Source organism: Aliirhizobium wenxiniae (assembly GCF_019511445.1).
Classification (GTDB): domain Bacteria; phylum Pseudomonadota; class Alphaproteobacteria; order Rhizobiales; family Rhizobiaceae; genus Neorhizobium; species Neorhizobium wenxiniae_A.
Genome location: NZ_JAEUAN010000019.1, coordinates 77,604 through 97,404, shown reverse-complemented (window position 1 = coordinate 97,404; position 19,801 = coordinate 77,604). Strand labels below are relative to the sequence as shown.

Below are 19,801 nucleotides of genomic sequence, written 5' to 3'. Positions count from 1 at the left end.
TTACCGATTTCTGGTCACCTTGACCACCGATTATGACAAGAGGTCGTTTCCAAGTTGTTGCCTTGCAGCATGAAGTTCAAGAGCCGGTGGTTTCGGCTTTCGACCTCGCGCGCCACTGGCGCGGGCTCATGCCCGTTACGCGGCGAAACTCCCGGTTAAAGTTCGATTTTGTCGAGAATCCGACGTCGAGCATGATCGCCGTCGCCGATTGTCTCGTCTCGTCCAGAAGGCGGCAGGCTTCGCCGACGCGCCGGTTGTTGACGAACTGGGAGACGTTGAGGCCCGTGGCACGGTTGATGGCAGAAGACAGGTCGCGCGCCGGAATTTTCGCCTTGCGGGAGATTTTCGCGAGGCTGAGGTTTTCGTCCCTGTAAAGTTCGCCCTCGCCAAGGACTGCTGTGACGCGCTCAACGATCGCTTTATCCGCGGGATCGGGCAACGCCGGCGCTTTCGGTGAAACGGCGGCTTGGTCCGTTTCAGGCAGAAGGTAATAGATGCCCGTTGCCGCGAGCGCGACGATGTTCATGATCGCCACAGCGAAAGGAACGCCCTCGGCACCGGCAAAGCTTGCATAGACGGCCACGGCGACATCGCTTACGGCGAAGAAGAACATCAGGATCGCCGTCAGACGGGCTGCTCGCAAAGCCGGGCGCATACGCTGGAGGCTCGCTTCGGCCATCACCTCGTCATCGCTGGTCCGTGTCAGGCGCCAGAGGGCGGCACCGTAAACCAGGAAGATAACCAGCAGCAGCGGATCGACCAGCATTTGCAGAAAGGCGACCGAAAGCCCAAGGGAGATCGGTGCCCAGAGATGGAGCCAGGGCGTTGGTATCGCCGCATCCGTCAAGCCGCGAAATGCCAGGAAGGCGAGCGGCGGCATGGCCGAGGCGGTGATCGGCTGGATCGGCGCAAGCGCCTTGACGCCGTAGCCGAAATGCAGGCCGACAACCACGCCCTGCAACGCATAAAGGATGAGGAAAGCCACGAAATAACGGCGGCTTCCCGGCGCTTCCACGCCCTTCAGGCTGTGATGAAGAACCAGCGCGAAGATCAATCCGGCGATGAAGGGCAAAGGGATGGTAAGCAACGGAATATCCAGAAAAACGCCGGAGCGACCGGAACAGGTTCTGCGAAACTATACCATGTTCACGACAAGCCGCTTAAGCGGAACCGCCCGCTTCCGCGGCAAGCGCTTCCCTGACCGCGATCTCTGCCATTTGAAGCGCCGCCTCGCGGCTGGTGGCTGCCGCGATGAAGCGGCCGTTATGGCAGAAGGTGGCGCCCTTGACGCCGGAAGCGGCCTCAAGCTCGCCGTTCGTCAGGCCCGCCCAGGATTTCGGCAGGTCGGCGCGCAGTTCGAACCCGTCATCCGCCTTGCGGATGCCGGTAACACACCAATCCTTGCCATCGCGCGGATGGACGACGAAGAGGAGATGATCGGCACCGGCCTTGATAATCGCGGGGCGGAAGGGCATGCCCATGGGAAGTTCGAGAATGCGTCCCTCGCCGGTCTTTTCGATTGCCTCGAGCACCAGCGTTTCAGCCCTCAGCTTGGCGGCGCGCTTGCCAATACCCGCCTCGACAAAAGCGCGGGCGATGGCGAGAGCCGCATGGAAGGCGCGGTCATCAGCACCATCGCCCTTGTCGTCGAAGTTCGGCTTGAGCGTTTCCAGCAGGCTCGAAAGAGTAAGGCCTGCAAGCGGACCGGCGCTCGACGGGCTCAGTGCGCCGTTATCCATCAGGTCGATCGGCAGGACAAAGCTCTTGTCGAAGGATGCGTGCAGGGCATCCACATGCGCCTCGGGAATATTCATCGCGGCCAGATAATCACGGCCGTAATGTTTCCAGATCAGGCCGAAGGAGCTGTAGGGCGCCTCATCTTCGCGCAGCGGCGCGCCGCGCTGGTGGTGGTCGAAGATCTGCTTTTGCGCATCATAGGCGCCGCCGACATCATAGATGATGCGATCGGAACCAGGCGTGATCCATTCCGGCGCACGGCTGCGAACGATCTTCGCCTCGGGGAAAAGCCGGGTCAGGATGACGCTGGAGAGAAGTTCATCGGCATGGAAGCCACCGGAATGGGTGACGAGATAAGCTGGTTTCATGCCGGGATGCGCCTCTGTTTGAATGAAGACGCATCAGATAGCCGCAGTCGCAGGTCTTCACAAGCGCAGCCGCTGCATACGCAGCAAAGCGGATTACGAAATGGCGATAATTTCGATTTCCTGGTTACCGACGGTGGCCAGATCACCGACGGACTTGCCATTCAGCGCGCGGGCGACCGGCGACACATAGGAAATCGTGCCGGTCTTGGGATCGGCCTCGTCCTCGCCGACGATGCGATAGGTCTGCTCGCGACCATCATCGCGGCTGAAGCGAACGGTACTGCCGAACGAAACGGTTTCATGCGATGCAGGTGCCGGTACAAGCTGGGCCGTATGAACGCGTTCGGCAAAATAGCGGATATCGCGTGCCGGCCCAGCGGCCTGCCGGCGGCGCTCATTGATATCATCGATCGCGTTTGCCGCCTCATGGGCTTCACGCGCCGCCTGCAACTGCTGTTCAAGCGCCTTCAGCCCGGCTTGCGTGACCAGGTTCGGATGTGGCGAGATCGGCCGGTCGGGCAGCACCGTTTCGGCGGCCGTCTCGGCACTTTCTTCCTTCATGAAGGCAACGCTCACGCGTGAACTCCTTTAACTGCCCGGCTCAGGCCTTTTCGGCGGCCTGCTTCTTCAGCGCATAAAGTGCTTCGAGCGCCTCACGCGGGCTCATGTCATCCGGGTTGATTGCCTTCAACGCTTCTTCGACCTTGGAAGATCCACCGCGTGTCTCTTCTTTTCGCACAGCGACCTGGAAGAGCGGCAGGTCGTCGATAAGCTGGCTAGCCGGGTTCTTGCGGTCGGAATCTTCCAGCTTGGTCAGCACGTCGCGGGCGCGGGTGACGACGCTATCGGGCAGGCCAGCAAGGCGGGCGACCTGGATGCCGTAGGAACGATCGGCGGCACCGGGGCCGACTTCGTGCAGGAAGATGACCTCGCCATCCCATTCCTTCACCTTCATCGTGGCGTTGGACAGGCGGCCAAGCTTTTCCGAAAGCACGGTCAGCTCGTGAAAATGGGTGGCGAACAGACCGCGGCAGCGATTGCCTTCGTGCAGGTGTTCGACCGAGGCCCAAGCGATCGACAGACCGTCGAACGTCGCGGTTCCGCGGCCGATCTCGTCGAGGATGACCAGCGAGCGATCGGTCGCCTGATTGAGGATGGCTGCCGTTTCGACCATCTCGACCATGAAGGTGGAGCGGCCGCGGGCAAGATCATCAGACGCGCCGACGCGCGAGAACAGACGGTCGACCACGCCGATATGGGCGGCAGCGGCCGGAACGAAAGAGCCCATCTGGGCGAGAATGGCGATCAGAGCATTCTGGCGCAGGAAGGTCGATTTACCACCCATGTTCGGGCCGGTAAGCAGCCAGAGCGCGCCGAATTCGCCGCCGTTTTTCGGCGACAGGTCGCATTCGTTGGCTATGAACGGGCCGGACGACTGGCGGCGAAGTGCCTGCTCAACCACCGGATGGCGGCCGCCCTCGATTGCAAACATGCGGCTGTCATCGACGATCGGGCGACGGTAATCCCATTCTTCGGCCAGCATGGCTAGACCGCCGGCGACATCGATGATCGACAGCGCACGGGCACCGGCCTTGATCGCCTCGGCCTCCGCCGTGACGGCTGCGACCATGCGGTTAAAGGCTTCGAGTTCGATGGTCAGCGCCTTGTCGGCGGCATTGGCAATGCGGCTTTCGAGATCGGCAAGTTCGGTCGTGGTGAAGCGCATCGCATTCGCCATGGTCTGGCGATGGATGAAACGGGCCTTGGCTTCCGGCGTATCGGTCATCGGGCCGGCATTGCCGGCGGTCACCTCGATGAAATAGCCCAGCACGTTGTTGTGCTTGATCTTCAGTGACTTGATGCCGGTTTCATCGGCATATTGCAGCTGCAGGCCGGCAATCACCTTACGGGACTGGTCACGCAGGGCGCGAACCTCATCAAGTTCCGCATTGGCGCCATCTGCCAGGAAACCGCCGTCGCGCTTCAGCAGCGGCAGGTCTTCAGCCAGCATATTGCCGAGCAGACTTTCGACTGTGACCGGCAGCGCCTTGAGATCGACAAGGGCCGTCGACAGTTCTTCGGGAAGCATCGAACCATCGAGGAATGCCGCCGCACCACGCGCCGCCTGGAGACCGACGAGGATTGCACCGAGATCACGCGGGCCACCGCGGTCAAGCGCAAGGCGGGACAGCGCACGCGGCATGTCGGGCACATGTTTCAGCGATGAGCGCAGATCGGAACACAGCGATGGTTCGTCAATCAGGAAGGAGATGGAATCGAGCCGGAGATTGATACGATCCGGATCTGTCAGCGGCGACATCAGCCGCTCCGCCAGCAACCGGGCACCGCCGCCGGTGACGGTGCGGTCAATGGCCTTAAGCAGCGTGCCCTCGCGCTCGCCCGAGAGCGTCTTCGTCAGTTCGAGATTGCCGCGGGTGGCGGGATCGATGAACAGCGTCGAAGCGCCGCTTTCGCGTTCCGGCCGCCCGAGCGGCGGACGTTCCGAGATCTGGGTCTTTTCGACATAGGCGATAGCGGCGGCGGCGGCGGCGAATTCAGCGCGGGAAAACGAACCAAAGCCTTCCAGCGTGCCGACGCCGAAATAACGGGCGATGCGGCCTTCCGACGTGGCGCTGTCGAACAGCACCGCCGGCTGCGGCACGGCCACGCGGCCGAGCACATCGAAGACCGGCTTCAGTTCCGGATCGTGGAACATCGTATCCGGCATGATCAGTTCGCGCGGCTCGATGCGCAGGATATCGGCGAGCAGACGCGAAAGCGTGGTTTCGGCGAGGCGGAAAACGCCGGTCGAGATGTCGATCCAGGCAAGCGCCATCGCCTGCTCGGCACCGCCCTTGATGCGGGCGAGCGTCATCAGATAGTTGGATTCCGAGGCGACAAGCAGCTTTTCCTCAGTGATCGTGCCCGGCGTGACGAGGCGCACGACATCGCGTTTCACCACGGATTTCGAACCGCGCTTCTTGGCCTCCGCAGGATCTTCCACCTGCTCGCAGACAGCGACGCGGAAACCGAGCGAAATCAGCTTCTGCAGATAGTCATCCGCCGCATGAACAGGGACACCGCACATTGGGATATCCTGGCCCATATGCTGGCCACGTTTGGTGAGCGTGATGCCGAGCGCCCGGGATGCGTCAATCGCATCCTGGAAAAACAGTTCGTAGAAATCGCCCATGCGATAGAAGAGCAGCGAACCGGGATTGTTCGCCTTGATCTCGATAAACTGCTCCATCATCGGGGTAGCCGTGGCACGGCTTTCCTCCGAAGCGAGCTGGTCGGTGGTCAGGGCGTCTATAGACAAACGTTCAAACTGGGTCACTGGGCCGATTTTTCATTGCGCATGGAAAGTCGCGACACTATCGGTGAAGCCCCTTTGAATACAACATTTGCAGCGGCTTCACCCGAGGCTGCCCACAGGAAGCTGGAGGATATGGTCGTGAACGACAAGACAGCAAGCACGCGAACATCGGTAACCGAGCAGGAGGCGCTCGACTTTCACGCCGATGGCCGCCCCGGCAAGCTCGAAATCACCCCGACCAAGCCGATGGCGACACAGCGCGACCTGTCGCTGGCCTATTCCCCGGGCGTTGCCGTGCCGGTAAAGGCAATCGCCGCAGACCCCGCTACCGCTTATGACTACACGACGCGCGGCAACATGGTGGCGGTCATCTCGAACGGCACCGCGATCCTCGGCCTCGGCAATCTCGGCGCTTTGGCCTCGAAGCCGGTGATGGAAGGCAAGTCCGTCCTGTTCAAGCGGTTTGCCGATGTCGACTCGATCGATCTTGAAGTCGATACCGAAAATGTCGACGAGTTCATCAACTGCGTGCGCTATCTCGGCCCGTCCTTCGGCGGCATCAACCTTGAAGATATCAAGGCGCCGGAATGTTTCATCATCGAAAGCCGGTTGCGCGAGCTGATGGATATCCCGGTTTTCCATGACGACCAGCACGGCACGGCGATCATCGCCGCGGCCGGCCTCATCAATGCGCTGGAACTGACCGGCCGCGACCTCAAGACCACCAAGCTCGTCTGCAACGGCGCGGGTGCCGCTGCGATCGCCTGTATCGAACTGATCAAGGCAATGGGTTTTGCCCCGGAAAACATCATTCTCTGCGATACCAAGGGCGTGATCTACCAGGGCCGAACCGAGGGCATAAACCAGTGGAAGTCCGCTCATGCCGCCAAGACGGACCGCCGTTCACTGGAGGAAGCAATGAATGGCGCCGACGTGGTCTTCGGTCTTTCGCAGAAGGGCGCCTTTACCGAAGAGATGATCCGCTCCATGGCGCCCAAGCCGATCATCTTTGCGATGGCCAATCCGGATCCGGAAATCACGCCCGAGGAAGTGGCGCGTATCCGTGACGATGCGATCATGGCGACCGGCCGCTCGGACTATCCGAACCAGGTCAACAACGTGCTTGGCTTCCCCTACATCTTCCGCGGCGCGCTCGATGTTCGCGCCCGCCAGATCAATGATGCGATGAAGATCGCCGCAGCGCAGGCGCTTGCCAATCTTGCCCGCGAGGCTGTGCCGGATGATGTGGCTGCCGCCTATCAGGGCGTGCGTCCGCGTTTCGGCGCACAGTATATCATTCCCGTCCCGTTCGATCCCCGCCTGATCTCGGCTATTCCGATGGCGGTTGCGCAGGCTGCGATGGAAAGTGGCGTGGCGCGTCGCGAGATAACCGACATTGCTGCTTACGGGCGCGAACTTGCCGCGCGGCGCGATCCGATCGCAGCCACGACACAGAGCATCTATGACCGGGTACGACGCTTCCCGAAGCGGGTGGTCTTTGCCGAAGCGGAAGAAGAGCAGGTGATGCGTGCCGCGATCTCCTTCTGCAACCAGGAGCTTGGCACAGCCATCCTGCTCGGCCGCGACGACGTGATCCGCGCCACAGCGGAGAAGGCCGGGATCGATCTCGATCGGCCGGGCATTGAAATCGTCAATGCCCGTATCTCGAAGCGGACCGAGGCCTATACCGATCACCTCTATGCCAAGCTTCAGCGTCAGGGCTACCTGCTGCGTGACGTGCAGCGGTTGATCAACAATGACCGCAACCATTTTGCCGCAACGATGGTCGCCGTCGGCGATGCGGATGCGATGGTGACCGGCACGACCCGCAACTATGCTTCGGCGCTTGCAGATGTGAGGCGCTGCATCTCCACCAAGCCCGGTCACCGGGTGATCGGTGTCTCGCTCGTCGTTGCCCGTGGCCGGACGATATTCGTTGCAGACACCGCGGTTCACGACCAGCCGAATGCAGAGGACCTTGCCGATATCGCGACCGAAGCCGCGCGCGTTGCGCGCCGCATGGGCTATGAACCTCGCGTGGCGATGCTTGCCTATTCCAACTTCGGCCAGTCGGTCGGAGAGCGTTCCGAGCGCGTGCGCGAGGCGGTAAAAATCCTCGACAGCCGCCGTGTCGATTTCGAATATGACGGCGAGATCGCCGCGGACGTGGCACTCAATGCCACGCGCATGGAGCAATACCCGTTCTGCCGCCTTTCCGGCACGGCGAATGTGCTGGTCATGCCGGCGATCCATTCGGCTTCGATCGCCACGCGCATGCTGCAGGAACTCGGCGGCTCGACGCTGATCGGCCCGCTTCTCGTCGGTCTCGACAAGTCGGTGCAGATCACCCAGATGGGCGCCAAGGACAGCGAGATCGTCAATATGGCAGCAATCGCCGCCTACAATGCAGGGTCGTAAGCATTTCTTGATATGACCCGTCGAGTGGACTAAGTTCAATGAACTAAGTCCACTCGAGGCATCTGCCATGAAGACGGTCAATATTCACGAAGCAAAGACACATCTTTCGCGCCTCGTCGAGGAGGCCGCGAACGGTGAGGGGTTCGTCATCGCCAAGGCCGGGAAGCCGATGGTGAAGGTGGTTCCGCTGGAGGAAGAGCCCAAGACGAAGCGCAAAGCCGGGTTCCTAAAGGGATACGCGCAAATCCCGGATGATTTCGACACGATGTTCGCCAAAGAAATCGAAGAGATGTTCTACGGTGAAAAAAATGAGAGTGCTTGCCGACTCCCACATCCTTGCCTGGTTCGCGGAGGATGACCGAAAGCTCACCGGCGAGATGCGCTCCATCCTTGAGGATGAAGATAACACTCCGTTTTTCAGTTCCGCAAGCATTTGGGAACTGACGATCAAGCGTGCGCTAAACAGAGACGGGTTCAATATCGAGCCACGCGTGCTTCACCGAGCACTGCTGGATAATGGCTTTCAGGAACTGGCGGTAAACTCCCGTCACGCCTTCGCGCTCGAAGCCCTGCCGCCCATCCACAAGGACCCGTTCGACCGAATTTTGATCGCGCAAGCTACGTCCGAAGGCATGCTTCTCCTCACCTCGGACGAGACCATCGCACGGTATAACGGCCCGATCAGGCTCGCCCGATAGCCTTGTCAGCTGGCGAAACGGCCCGCATCTGCGCCGAAATGGTTGATATATCGACCGGAGATGACGGCGATCGGCAGGACGATCAGGACGTCTGTCGTGTTGAAGGCCTGGTCGACTACGGCACCGTCACCGATCATCGCGCCGAGACGCAGATAGCCTTTTACCAGCGGCGGCATGGCGGACAGGGCCTGACGCGGATTGATGTCTTCCGCCGGGATCATATCCATCTTGCAATAGAGATCCGGCTTGGCCGACACCATCCATTCGTCCTTCACCAGCGAGTTCTGGTGGAGGAAGGAAAGGGCGAGCGCGTGTTCCTGCGGATCGACACCGGGGAACGAGGCGCATCCGAACATGGCACCCATGCCATGCCGCAGCGCATAGGCCCAGTTGCCCTGCCAGAGAAGCTCCACTGTCCGCTTCGTACGGTAATCGGGCAGAACGCAGGAGCGGCCGAGTTCCATGAACTGCTTGTCGGGATGGCGCTTGAGGAGCGGTTCGATATCGAACTCTGACGCCGAATAGAAACCACCATTCGCCATCGCGACCTCCTGGCGCAGCAGGCGATAGGTGCCGACGATCTGGTCCTCGATCTCGCCTTCGATGGCGTTATCGACCACCAGAAGATGGTCGCAGATATCATCATAGCCGTCGAAGTCGCGCTTGCGGGCCATAGCTTCCGGTGGAAGCATGGCGTTCATCTCTTCGACGAAAACGCGATAACGAACGGACTGAGCAGCATCAATCTCCCGGCTGTTGCGCGCAAGCCGCGTCTCCAGCGAGCCTATACGGCCGAACACATCTGCATTCCCGTTGGAAAGCGCCGGTTTCGAGGGATGATCGAGGGTCAATTCGCGGTTCAGGAGTTCGATTGCCATGGTGAGTCACCCGTCCCGGTTGGATCACCGCCATTAATCACGTCTCTGCAACAAGAACGTGACATCTTTTGTCACAATAGGCTTCTGCCATGAAGCCGTCAACGCAGACGCAGGCGTGCCCTATTCTCCGAAACGACGTGGCGAATGTCGTCGAATAACCGATCCGGTTCCACGGGTTTTTGCAGCACCTTCTGGGCGCCGGCCGTCAAGGCACTTTGCAAGGCTGCATCACGGTCTTCGCCAGTCAAGACGATGACGGGAACGGTGAGACTGTTTGCCGCTCTTTCGGCTTCGCGGAGGGAGACCAGGACATCCAGCGGATCGCCGCCCGGCATGTTCAGGTCGGTGATGATGAGGTCTGGCCGGGTGCCGGATGCGCGAACAAGATCTTCGAAACTTTGAACATCGGTGACCCAGCGAACCTTATGACCGTTCTTCTGAAGCATGGCGCGCAGCAGCATGGCACTGACCGGATCATCTTCGGCAAGAACGACGTCAAGTTCGCTATGGATTGCACCCTCCAACGGCTGGTCGTCCGCAGCGGGATGAGCGGAGAGGATTTGCGATGGGCTGGCACCACGGCCGAACCCACGCATGCGACCACTCAAGACATCGACGAGTGACCGCTCCCGCAAGGGGCGGATCAGCCAGGCATCGAACAGATCCTGAGGCTGCGATGCCCTTTCCTCGGGATTGACGAGGAGAATGCGGTGCAATGGTTTATGAAGCGGCTCGCAGGCATAATCCGACGCCAGTCGGTGATCGACGATGAGATCCGTGAACGGCATCGCTCCTTCGGCCGCCCGGTCGATCAGCATCGATACATCCTGCGTGGTCGATAGATGGCGGCAACGGCCGCCCAGGGCTTCGATCGTTGCGACCGTGGCCTGAGCCGTTGGCCCCTGTGGCGCGATGAGGACGACGCGGGAGCGCGCCAGCATGCCGCTCCGGTCGGTTTCGCCGGCAGCAACATCTTCGGCAAGACGGACAGGGAAACGGATGGTAAAGGTGCTCCCCTCCCCTTTTCGGCTCTTCACGGAAAGAGAACCGCCGAATTCATTGAGAATGCGGGACGCGATGCCGAGACCCAGGCCCGTTCCGCCGCTACGCGCTTCGACCGATCCGACCTGCTCGAACTCGCCGAAGATCGTCGCCTGCTCCTGAGGCGTCATGCCGGGACCGGTATCGATGACTGCGATTTCCACATTGTTGTCGGCAAGGCCGATGCGCACCAGAACACCGCCATGGGAGGTGAATTTCACCGCATTGCCCATGACGTTGAAAAGAACCTGGCGAAGGCGGGCGGGATCGAAATCCAGCAGTTCGGGAAGATCCGCGGCAAAGGTGGCGGCGATCTCGATGCGTTTTTCGTGAGCGCGCGGTGAAAGCATCTCGACGACGCTTTCCAGTAGTTGGCGAAGGTTTTCGGCTCGTGTGTTAAGCCGGAAACGGCCGGCCTCCATGGTGGAGAGATCGAGGATATCATCGACCAGCTGCGCCAACAGATGGCCGGATTGGCGGATGCCGCTCAGGTAATTCTGCTGTTCGGCTGTGAGCTTCGTCTGGCTGAGCAGATGCGTCATGCCGAGAATGCCGTTCAGCGGCGTGCGGATCTCGTGAACGACCGTGGCAAGGCGTCGAGATTTCGCTTCGCTTGTGGCTTCGGATTCCTTCAGACGGCTTTTCAGCGAGTGGCGGCCCGGCGACCAGCGCTTCAACTGAAAGATCAGGTTTTGGAGCGGACTTAGATGCTGCGGTGTGGAGGCCGCCAAAAAGTCGATCTCTGCGGGTGGCTCGACGACGAGTTCCGACAACGGCTCCGCATGCCCCTCGGGAGCGGGGGGCTGGGAGAAAGCCTTGGTTAGTCGGTCGTGCAACTCGGCGAGGGTGCGCATGGGCTTAAGCCTACACGGGCTTTCCTTCGCAATCCTTAGAAGGACGGCTTAACAGGGCCTTAATCGCGCGACTTCGACCCGACCAGCTCGTCCAGAATAACCAAGCCCGCTCCGATAGTTATGAAGCTATCAGCCAGATTGAAGACGGCAAATGACCACGTCTCTGTATGAAACAGGATGTAATCGATGACGTGACCATAGACCAAACCATCGATGAGATTGCCGATGGCTCCGGCGATGATCAGGGTGAAACCGGCATTGGCGAAGGTTCGTGATGCCGGTGTCTTGCGCCAGAGCCAGAGAACGATACCGACGATGACGATGCGCATGCCGATGATGAACTCGCGCTCCATGCCGGAGAGAAGCGAGAAGGCAACGCCGAGATTATAGGTGCGGAAAAGCGCCAGATACGGGATGACCGGCACCGCCTCATGCATGGGCAAATAGGCTTCGACCGCAATCTTGATCACCTGATCGAGGATGACCGCGACAACGATGACGATCCCTGCAATCAGCGGGCGGGACAGGGCTGATGCGGCTTGCGTCATGTTCTGTCTTCCAGGGCGAGGAGATGGCGGCGGGCTTCGAACAGCATGACGGCGGTTGCGACGGCGAGATTGAGACTGTCGGCAAGGCCCTGCTGAGGGATGCGAACAGTGCGGTTTGCAGCGTTGGCGAGATTATCCGGCAGGCCCGATTGCTCATTACCCATGAGGATAACGACCGGCTTCGACTTGTAATCAGCCGTGCGGTAATCGACGGCACCGGCGAGATGGGTTGCCACGACATTGACGCCGGAGCGTTTCTGCCAGCCGAGAAACTCTTCCGCCGAGCATTTGACCACGGGTAGCGCGAAGACCGAGCCCATCGTGGCGCGGACGGTTTCCAGCGAGAATGGGTCGGTGCAATCTCCGACGAGGATGACGGCGGAAGCACCGGCGGCATCCGCCGTGCGGATGATCGTGCCTAGATTGCCGGGATCGCGGACCCGATCGAGCGCCATCACGGTCTCATCCTTCTCAGGCGCCAGATCTTCAAGGCGCTTCCAGCGCTGTTCGAAGATGCCGACGACCATTTGCGGGTTGTCGCGGCGGGTAACCGAGGAGAGAACTTTTTCAGAGACCTCAAGAACGAGGCCGCCATTGGCCACGGTGCGGGTCGCCACCTGCTCGACCAGCGGCTTGCCCTTGGCGGCCTTGGCGTAGATCAGGGTGCGGATTTCCCAGCCGAGTTCCAGCGCGTCGATGACCAGTTTCAGGCCTTCGGCCATGAAGATGCCGGCAGCTTCCCGGTCCTTCTTGTTGGAAAGAGCCTTGATGTCCTTGATGATCGGGTTTGCGAGCGAGGTGACTTCCTTCACCTGCCCGACCTTGCGGGCACCCTGCTTTCTGAAATCGTCTGTCATTGGGAAACCCAGCGGCTGAAGAGGGATGTGGAAAGGGCGCGGCCGCGGCTCTGGCCGTCCATGCCCGTTTCGCGGATGACGAGTTCGCCCGATTCCACCGTGCCGCCTGCGCCGCGCATGGTCTCGCGCATCAGTTCGTGGATGGAATAGAAGCTTGCCCGGATGGAATAGGCCGTGAGCACCAGACCGACCGAATTCTTCGACAGAAGCTCGCGGCAAACGTCGAGCATGACGGGAAGATGCTCGAAAAGCTCCCAGACCTCGCCATTCGGGCCACGGCCGAATTTCGGCGGATCGGTGAGGATGATGTCGTAGGTGCTACCGCGGCGCTCCTCACGCAGGATGAATTTCATCGCGTCTTCGCAAATCCAGCGGATCGGCGCCTTGTCGAGGCGCGAAAGAGCCTGGTTTTCCCGCGCCCAGCCGATTGCCTTCTTGGAGGCGTCGACATGGGTTACCTCTGCGCCGGCAGCTGCTGCCACAAGCGAGGCAACACCGGTGTAGCCGAAGAGGTTTAGAACCTTGAGTGTGCGCCCCTTGGCTTTTGCCGCTTCGACCTGATCCCTCACCCAGGTCCAGTGGACGATCTGCTCGGGGAAGAAACCCATATGGCGGAATGCGGTAAAACGGCCCTGAAAATCGATGTCCAATAGCGACAGCGGCCAGGTTTCACCGAGCGCTTCTCGCGGAAATTTCCAGCGACCCATGCCGTCTTCATCGGTATTGCCGGTGAAGACCGCATCTGCCCTGTTCCAGACATCAGCCGAAAGAGACGGCTGCCAGAGCGCCTGCGCCTCGGGCCGGACGACAAAATAAGGACCGTATTTTTCGAGCTTCAGACCCTTGCCGCTATCGACCAGATGGAAATCGCCGGCATTTTTCGATTCGAGAATGATCGGAACATTTTCATTGGGCAGATCACCGGAGCGCAGGAGCAACGGTCGCGTCTGTGCAGCAGGCTGGGGGGCAGACTTGGCATCGGCCGAAGTGACGTCCCTGGACCTCATCTCCTTGGCACGCGGCTCGCTCATTCTCTGTCGATCCGGCGCGGCCGATGGCTTGGGCTTGCTCCCGCCACGCTTATCCCCAGCGGCAGCACTCCTGGAGGCCGCCTTGTTGCCGGTCCGCTTGTCTCTACTCTTCAACGATTGATCCTTCGCTCTCATGCGGGAGCAGATAGCATCTGATGCGCCGTCGGCAAAGCCCATCCGGCATCGTAACGAAGCCAGATCGCGGCATGATCAGAAATGCCTCAGAAACTCGTGAAGGCAAAAGCACCTGACAGGAGGTCGTTGAAAGACGGCTATGTCAGCGTCGCTGTGCGACGATCGCCTTATGCTCTTTCTGCCACCTCACCGCTTCCTTGGCTTCGACACGGGCCTGACGGCGGTACCGGCCCTGCTTCCACCAGGTCACAGATGCGCCGATTGCCATGCCGACCAGCAAAGCCAGAAAAACAAAAACGAAGAAGGGCGCGGACACGGACAGGACGCTATCCTGCGGGCGGAACGGATTGAGCGCCAGGGTAACATCCTGCCTGTTCGCAACGGCCAGTACGATCAGGACGATGCCAATGGGCACGAAAACGACAAGCGAAACAATGCGCTTAAGCTTCGTCATGGGTCACTCCGGCAATTTCTCGTTCATCGGCACCAGATTGGTCCGGACGCCGCAGTTTCAAGCCCCTGCGGCAATATCCGCGCTCAATCGTCCTCGTCAGCCATGCCCGGGTTGAGGCGCTCGCGCAGTTCCTTTCCGGTCTTGAAGAAGGGAACCCACTTCTCCTCAACGAAGACACTTTCGCCCGTGCGCGGGTTGCGCCCGGAACGGGATGGGCGGTTCTTCACCGAAAACGCGCCGAAGCCACGCAGCTCGACCCGGTTACCACCAGCAAGCGCATCCGTGATTTCATCGAGCACGGCATTGACGATGTTCTCGACGTCGCGATGGTAGAGATGCGGATTGCGTGCTGCAACGATCTGTACCAATTCAGACTTAATCACGGTTGCCCCCTGAAAAAATTAGATTTTCAACCCTTGCCAACCTGCCAAACCGAGACAAGACCGTCAAGGAACAACTTGCCGGGACCCCAACCATCAATCGCATCGGGCGTCAGAGGCAAATTGATACCGGCAAAACGGAAAAGTCCGGTCAGCGCCTGGGCGAACCAGAGCGAGGAAGAGGATTCCTGGTTTTTCCATTCAACGATCGGCAGGTCGCGAGAAACATCACGGGTATCGAGATAATCCAGAATATCATCGTCACCGCCGAGCTTGTCGACAAGCTTGACATTCAGGGCCTGCCTGCCGGTGAAAATCGTACCGTCAGCAAGCTTCAAGACCTCGTCGCGCGGAAGATTTCTGCGCTCGGCAACGAGATCCACAAACCAGCCATAGCTATCCATGATCATGTTGCGGATCATGGTCTTGGCTTCTTCGCTGGCCGGGTGGAAAGGCGATGGCTCGGCCTTCAGCGGTGCTGACTTTATCTCCTCAAGCGAAATGCCGATCTTTTTCATCACCTCATCGACCTGCGGATACTGGAAGATGACGCCAATGGAGCCGGTGATCGAGCTTTCTCCGGCAACGATCGTGTCGCCTGCCGTGGCGATCATATAACCGGCGGAGGCAGCCAAGGTGCGAATGTCGGAAACGACAGGCTTCTTTTCCGCCACTTTACGGATGGCCTGATAAATACGCTCGCCGCCATAGGTGGTGCCGCCGGGCGAGGAGATCGACACGATCAACGCCTTGGCCTGCGTATTTTCCGCTATCCGATCGAGGCGCTCCAGCAATTCGCGATTATCAACGATCATGCCGGTGATGCGCACTCGGGCAATGTGTGGCGCGGTGGAGCCGGACTGTTCGCCCGCAATCGCCCAGTAAGATACGAAACCGATGGCAGCAAAAAAGACCAGCGCCGCGACACGCCAGAAGCTGAGCTTGCGCCGCAATTGACGCCGATCCGCGATTGCCATTTGGTCCATAAACGTTCCCTCAATGCCTAAAGCGCTTTACATAGGCCTGTTTTTGGCCGATTGCAGCGCTTCGTATCACGTTTTTATGTTCGCCATTATTGTTTGTTGAAGAATAAAAACCATATTGGCGGTCGACGATCGCGTGCCATGCCCTAGGCGCGGCCCGCAAGATTGCCGGAAAGGGCGAAACGGAGTTTCATGCTGCAGCATATCCGAAAGACAGGAAACATGTTGACATCGATGCAGGCGCCGACAAGCGCTTACGATGCGGCGCTTTCCCATTCTTCGCGCGTCAGCAGGCTGAAAATCCTCCTGCCGGTCGCTGCCGGCGTGATTTCGCTTCTTTTCGTCGGCGTGGCGATCATTCGCACCTACCTGCCGGAAAACCTGTCGATCGAGAGCGCCAAGATAGAAGACGGCAAGATCGTCATGGAGCGCCCCGCAGTTTCCGGCCGAAACAGCGATGGCATCAGCTATTCGATGCTAGCCAACAAGGCGCTTCAGGATATCCAGAACCCGAACCTGATCACGCTCAAGGACGTCAAGGCGGCCGTACCGATCAACGACGAACTGATTGCGCGTGTGACCGCTTCCAGTGCGGACCTCGATCGCGGTGCCGACATCCTCAAGCTGACTGCGCCGTTCGATGTCAATCTGAGCAACGGCATTACCGCACACTTCAAATCCGCCAATCTCGATATACCGGGTGGGACCATGAATACGCCCGATGCGGTGAATATCTCGATGAGTGGAGGCTCCATTGTTGCAGATTCGATGAAGATCATCGATAAGGGGCATACTCTCAATTTCACCGGCAAGGTTCGGGTTGATCTCGATCCCGCAGCCATCCGTAACAAAGGCAAGTAGGCCCGGCCGCCATGATGCATCGTTGTCTTTCACTCAGCATTCCTGCCGCAAGCGCGGTGGCCGTGTTATTCTGCCTCAGCGTTTCCGCTCATGCTCAGTCCACAACGAGCAGCATGGATGGATTGAAACTCTCGAACGACCAGCCGATCCAGATCCAGAGCGACCAGCTTGAAATCAAGGATCAGGAAAAGAAGGCGTTCTTTACCGGAAACGTGAATGTCGTGCAGGGCACGACCACGCTGAAGGCCGGCAAGATGACCGTGCAGTATAAGGAAAAGGCCAATTCCGACGGCAGTTCAGCCTCCATTTCCAGCGGCAACGCGGATATCGACAAGATCTTCCTCGACGACACCGTATTCTTGAGCTCCGGCAAGCAGCAGGCGACCGCCGAGACCGGCCAGTTCGACATGGCGAGCCAGACCTTTGTTCTGTCCGGTAAGCAAGTCGTGCTGTCCGATGGGCCGAATGTGTTCAAGGGATGCAAGCTGACCGTCCATATGGAGAGCGGCCAGGCAAAGCTCGACAGCTGCGGCGGGCGCGTTGAAATCATGCTCGACCCGAAGTCGCGGCCACAACAATAGTTCTGTAACGTGAAACTTCCTTTTCTCTCCCAGTTATCGGCAAGGAAAGCCCCCTCGCCCGAACCGTTCATCGCACGCGACAAGGCGCGCTATGAGGGGACGCTTGTCGCGCATGGCCTTTCCAAGACCTACGACACGAGACGTGTGGTCAACGGCGTTTCGCTTGTCGTGCGCCGCGGCGAGGCCGTTGGCCTGCTCGGCCCCAACGGCGCGGGAAAGACAACCTGTTTCTACATGATCACCGGCCTCGTTCCCGTTGACGAGGGAATGATCGCGATCAACGGCAATGAAGTGACGCGGATGCCGATGTATCGCCGCGCACGGCTTGGTGTCGGCTACCTGCCGCAGGAAGCCTCGATCTTCCGTGGACTGACGGTGGAAGAAAACATTCGTGCCGTGCTCGAGGTTCACGAACCGAACCGGGACAAGCGCGAGGCAAAGCTCGACGAGCTGCTGGAAGAGTTTCATATCAGCCAGCTTCGCAAGTCGGCAGCAGTGGCACTTTCGGGCGGTGAACGTCGTCGTCTGGAAATTGCCAGAGCGCTGGCAACAGATCCGTCCTTCATGCTGCTCGACGAGCCTTTTGCTGGCGTCGATCCAATCTCGGTCTCCGATATCCAGAACCTTGTGCGGCACTTGACGGCACGCGGTATCGGCGTACTGATAACCGATCACAACGTCCGCGAGACATTGGGCCTTATCGATCGGGCCTATATCATCCATGCGGGCGAAGTGCTGACCCATGGCCGGGCTTCCGACATTGTCAGCAATCAGGATGTGCGTCGACTTTATCTTGGCGACAAGTTCAGCCTTTAAAATAGCGTCACAATTCCGCTGTCGCGGCGCTTGACCAAATCTCTCAAAAAAGCAATTCTTGTGCCAGATACGCTGATGACGGCTGGACAATGAGTGTGCGGCCGGAGATTTCGGGAGTTTAGCGTCCACCATGGGTTTATCCGCCAGCCTATTTCTGCGACAGACCCAATCGCTGGTGATGACTCCGCAGCTGATGCAGTCGATCCAGCTGCTGCAGATGACGCATTTCGAACTCAACCAATTCATTGCCCAAGAGCTGGAAAAGAACCCGCTGCTGGAAATTTCGTCAACCGACAGTGAAAGTGGCGCAGAATTAGGCCATGGCGAGACCGCGGAGCACATCGCCGTCGCGGCCGATGCCGAGGCTGCGTCATGGCGAGACGAGCAGGGTATCGTCATCACTGAGACATTCGGCGAAGGGCTGGATGGCGGCGCCGAGAACGTGTTTCCCGACGATCAGCCAGAGCGGCGCGGCGATGCACCCGAACTTCTCGGACAGTGGAAATCGACAGCGGGTGGCGAAGGCGGCGACGACTACGACTTCAACGATTTCATCGCGAGCGAAGTTGGCCTGCGCGAACATGTCAGCCAGCAGATCCCGCTCCTCCTGAAGAACCCGCAGGACCGCCTGATTGCCCAGCAACTGAACGACGAGCTCGATGATGCCGGATATTTGCAGGCTGACCTAGGCGACATCGCTGAACGGCTTGGCATTGACGCCGGACATGTGGAACAGGTTCTCGAACGCCTGCAGACGCTAGATCCGCCCGGCATTTTTGCGCGCACGCTCGGTGAATGTCTGGCCATCCAGCTCCGCCAGAAGGATCGGCTCGACCCTGCCATGGAGGCACTGGTCCGCCATCTCGACCTTCTGGCGAAGCGCGATTTTGCATCTCTGAGAAAACTGTGCGGCGTCGATGACGAAGACCTGATCGACATGCTCGGCGAAATCCGCCAGCTGAACCCAAAGCCGGGTGCAGATTTCGCCACTCAAGTGGCCGATGTCGTTTCACCGGATATCGTGGTGCGCCCGGCCAATAGCGGCGGCTGGGCTGTCGAGCTCAATCCCGACACCCTTCCCCGAGTACTGGTCAACCAGTCCTATTTCCAGCAGGTCTCGAAAACCTGCCCGAAAAACAGCGAGGACTATGCGTTTCTTTCGGATTGCCTGCAGAACGGCAACTGGCTGACCCGCAGCCTCGACCAGCGCGCCAAGACGATCATGAAGGTGGCGACGGAGATCGTGCGCCAGCAGGATGCATTTCTGATGCATGGCGTCGACCATCTGAGGCCTCTCAATCTGAAGACCGTCGCGGAAGCCATCAAGATGCACGAGTCGACGGTCAGCCGCGTCACCTCGAATAAATACATGCTGACGCCGCGCGGCATGTTCGAGCTGAAATATTTCTTCACCGTGTCAATCGGATCGGCAGATGAAGGCGGCGACAGCCATTCGGCGGAAGCGGTTCGTCACAAGATCAAGATGCTGATCGCCCAGGAAACTCCGGACGCCGTTCTGTCCGATGACGACATCGTGACCAGCCTCAAGCAGGCGGGCGTCGATCTTGCACGCCGCACAGTCGCCAAGTACCGGGAAGCCATGAACATTCCATCTTCGGTGCAGCGCCGCAGAGAGAAGCGCGCCGTGGCCAAGGCTGCTGCATTGTAAGCATCCCGACAATACATCCATAGGTCGATACGTTGACTTCCCCGCCAACGAAGGCTAGAAGCGCCGCCGCTGGCGGGGGCTTCCCGATATTTCCGCGCAGGCAGGACGGGTAGCGCTATTTTGCTGCAATCGGTTCGGACGGCTTGGATGAGAGAGCGGCTTGGCGTAGACTGGAA

Annotated in this window: 19 protein-coding genes; 7 read left to right on the top strand and 12 right to left on the bottom strand. The window is 59.6% G+C overall.

From position 1 onward, the window contains the following. Positions 1-76 precede the first annotated feature (76 nt). The 4 genes from JNB91_RS21700 to mutS all read right to left on the bottom strand — a co-directional run bounded on the left by JNB91_RS21700 (position 77) and on the right by mutS (position 5,358). Positions 77-1,087, bottom strand: a complete 1,011-nt coding sequence (locus tag JNB91_RS21700; protein ID WP_220327563.1) for a helix-turn-helix domain-containing protein — start codon at positions 1,085-1,087, stop codon at positions 77-79. A 73-nt stretch (positions 1,088-1,160) separates the two neighbouring features. Continuing rightward, positions 1,161-2,105, bottom strand: coding sequence for an MYG1 family protein (locus tag JNB91_RS21695; protein ID WP_220327562.1), 945 nt, complete (start codon positions 2,103-2,105; stop codon positions 1,161-1,163). Between the two features lie 93 nt (positions 2,106-2,198). Beyond that, a complete protein-coding gene (greA, locus tag JNB91_RS21690) occupies positions 2,199-2,681 on the bottom strand; it encodes a transcription elongation factor GreA (RefSeq protein ID WP_220327561.1) in 483 nt (160 codons plus the stop codon). 25 nt (positions 2,682-2,706) lie between these two features. Next, positions 2,707-5,358 carry a DNA mismatch repair protein MutS gene (gene mutS / locus JNB91_RS21685; RefSeq protein ID WP_220327601.1) on the bottom strand — a complete coding sequence of 884 codons (2,652 nt, stop codon included), beginning with the start codon at positions 5,356-5,358 and terminating at the stop codon, positions 2,707-2,709. 195 nt (positions 5,359-5,553) lie between these two features. Here mutS and JNB91_RS21680 point away from each other — a divergent pair, with 195 nt between their 5' ends. The 3 genes from JNB91_RS21680 (at position 5,554) to JNB91_RS21670 (ending at position 8,537) form a co-directional block, all read left to right on the top strand. Beyond that, positions 5,554-7,839, top strand: coding sequence for an NADP-dependent malic enzyme (locus JNB91_RS21680; protein ID WP_220327560.1), 2,286 nt, complete (start codon positions 5,554-5,556; stop codon positions 7,837-7,839). A gap of 67 nt (positions 7,840-7,906) precedes the next feature. Then, entirely contained in the window at positions 7,907-8,197 is a 291-nt protein-coding gene (locus JNB91_RS21675) for a type II toxin-antitoxin system Phd/YefM family antitoxin (RefSeq protein ID WP_220327559.1), read from the top strand. Next, a complete protein-coding gene (locus tag JNB91_RS21670; protein ID WP_220327558.1) occupies positions 8,148-8,537 on the top strand; it encodes a type II toxin-antitoxin system VapC family toxin in 390 nt (129 codons plus the stop codon). Before JNB91_RS21675 ends, JNB91_RS21670 begins: the two co-directional genes overlap by 50 nt. A gap of 5 nt (positions 8,538-8,542) precedes the next feature. On the opposite strand, the gene olsB is transcribed toward JNB91_RS21670, so the two are convergent. From olsB to sppA, 8 genes are all read right to left on the bottom strand, one after another. Beyond that, entirely contained in the window at positions 8,543-9,415 is an 873-nt protein-coding gene (gene olsB / locus JNB91_RS21665; RefSeq protein WP_220327557.1) for a l-ornithine N(alpha)-acyltransferase, read from the bottom strand. A 98-nt stretch (positions 9,416-9,513) separates the two neighbouring features. Continuing rightward, positions 9,514-11,310, bottom strand: a complete 1,797-nt coding sequence (locus JNB91_RS21660) for a hybrid sensor histidine kinase/response regulator (protein WP_220327556.1) — start codon at positions 11,308-11,310, stop codon at positions 9,514-9,516. 59 nt (positions 11,311-11,369) lie between these two features. Next, complete coding sequence (gene lspA, locus JNB91_RS21655; RefSeq protein ID WP_220327555.1) at positions 11,370-11,858, bottom strand: signal peptidase II; 489 nt, start codon at positions 11,856-11,858, stop codon at positions 11,370-11,372. After that, positions 11,855-12,715: a TrmH family RNA methyltransferase gene (locus JNB91_RS21650; protein WP_220327554.1), complete on the bottom strand. Its 861-nt coding sequence runs from the start codon at positions 12,713-12,715 to the stop codon at positions 11,855-11,857. The genes lspA and JNB91_RS21650 overlap by 4 nt, the downstream gene beginning before the upstream one ends. Then, positions 12,712-13,860 (bottom strand): class I SAM-dependent methyltransferase, encoded by a 1,149-nt coding sequence (locus JNB91_RS21645; protein ID WP_223218308.1) that lies wholly within the window; start codon positions 13,858-13,860, stop codon positions 12,712-12,714. The genes JNB91_RS21650 and JNB91_RS21645 overlap by 4 nt, the downstream gene beginning before the upstream one ends. Before the next feature lie 163 nt (positions 13,861-14,023). Next, the gene (locus JNB91_RS21640; RefSeq protein ID WP_220327552.1) at positions 14,024-14,335 is read right to left on the bottom strand and encodes a DUF1049 domain-containing protein; all 312 of its coding nucleotides are present in this window, start codon (positions 14,333-14,335) and stop codon (positions 14,024-14,026) included. Positions 14,336-14,418: 83 nt separating this feature from the next. Beyond that, the gene (locus JNB91_RS21635; RefSeq protein ID WP_112454414.1) at positions 14,419-14,718 is read right to left on the bottom strand and encodes an integration host factor subunit beta; all 300 of its coding nucleotides are present in this window, start codon (positions 14,716-14,718) and stop codon (positions 14,419-14,421) included. 26 nt (positions 14,719-14,744) lie between these two features. Continuing rightward, positions 14,745-15,701, bottom strand: a complete 957-nt coding sequence (gene sppA, locus JNB91_RS21630; protein WP_220327551.1) for a signal peptide peptidase SppA — start codon at positions 15,699-15,701, stop codon at positions 14,745-14,747. Between the two features lie 189 nt (positions 15,702-15,890). Between sppA and JNB91_RS21625 the strand changes: the two genes are divergently transcribed. The 4 genes from JNB91_RS21625 to rpoN all read left to right on the top strand — a co-directional run bounded on the left by JNB91_RS21625 (position 15,891) and on the right by rpoN (position 19,625). Further along, on the top strand, positions 15,891-16,559 hold the full coding sequence (locus JNB91_RS21625) for an LPS export ABC transporter periplasmic protein LptC (protein WP_220327550.1): 669 nt from the start codon (positions 15,891-15,893) through the stop codon (positions 16,557-16,559). Between the two features lie 14 nt (positions 16,560-16,573). Then, positions 16,574-17,140 carry an LptA/OstA family protein gene (locus JNB91_RS21620; RefSeq protein WP_223218307.1) on the top strand — a complete coding sequence of 189 codons (567 nt, stop codon included), beginning with the start codon at positions 16,574-16,576 and terminating at the stop codon, positions 17,138-17,140. A gap of 69 nt (positions 17,141-17,209) precedes the next feature. Beyond that, a complete protein-coding gene (gene lptB / locus JNB91_RS21615; RefSeq protein WP_220327600.1) occupies positions 17,210-17,956 on the top strand; it encodes an LPS export ABC transporter ATP-binding protein in 747 nt (248 codons plus the stop codon). Between the two features lie 130 nt (positions 17,957-18,086). Further along, positions 18,087-19,625 (top strand): RNA polymerase factor sigma-54, encoded by a 1,539-nt coding sequence (gene rpoN, locus JNB91_RS21610; RefSeq protein ID WP_220327548.1) that lies wholly within the window; start codon positions 18,087-18,089, stop codon positions 19,623-19,625. Positions 19,626-19,801: the final 176 nt, after the last annotated feature.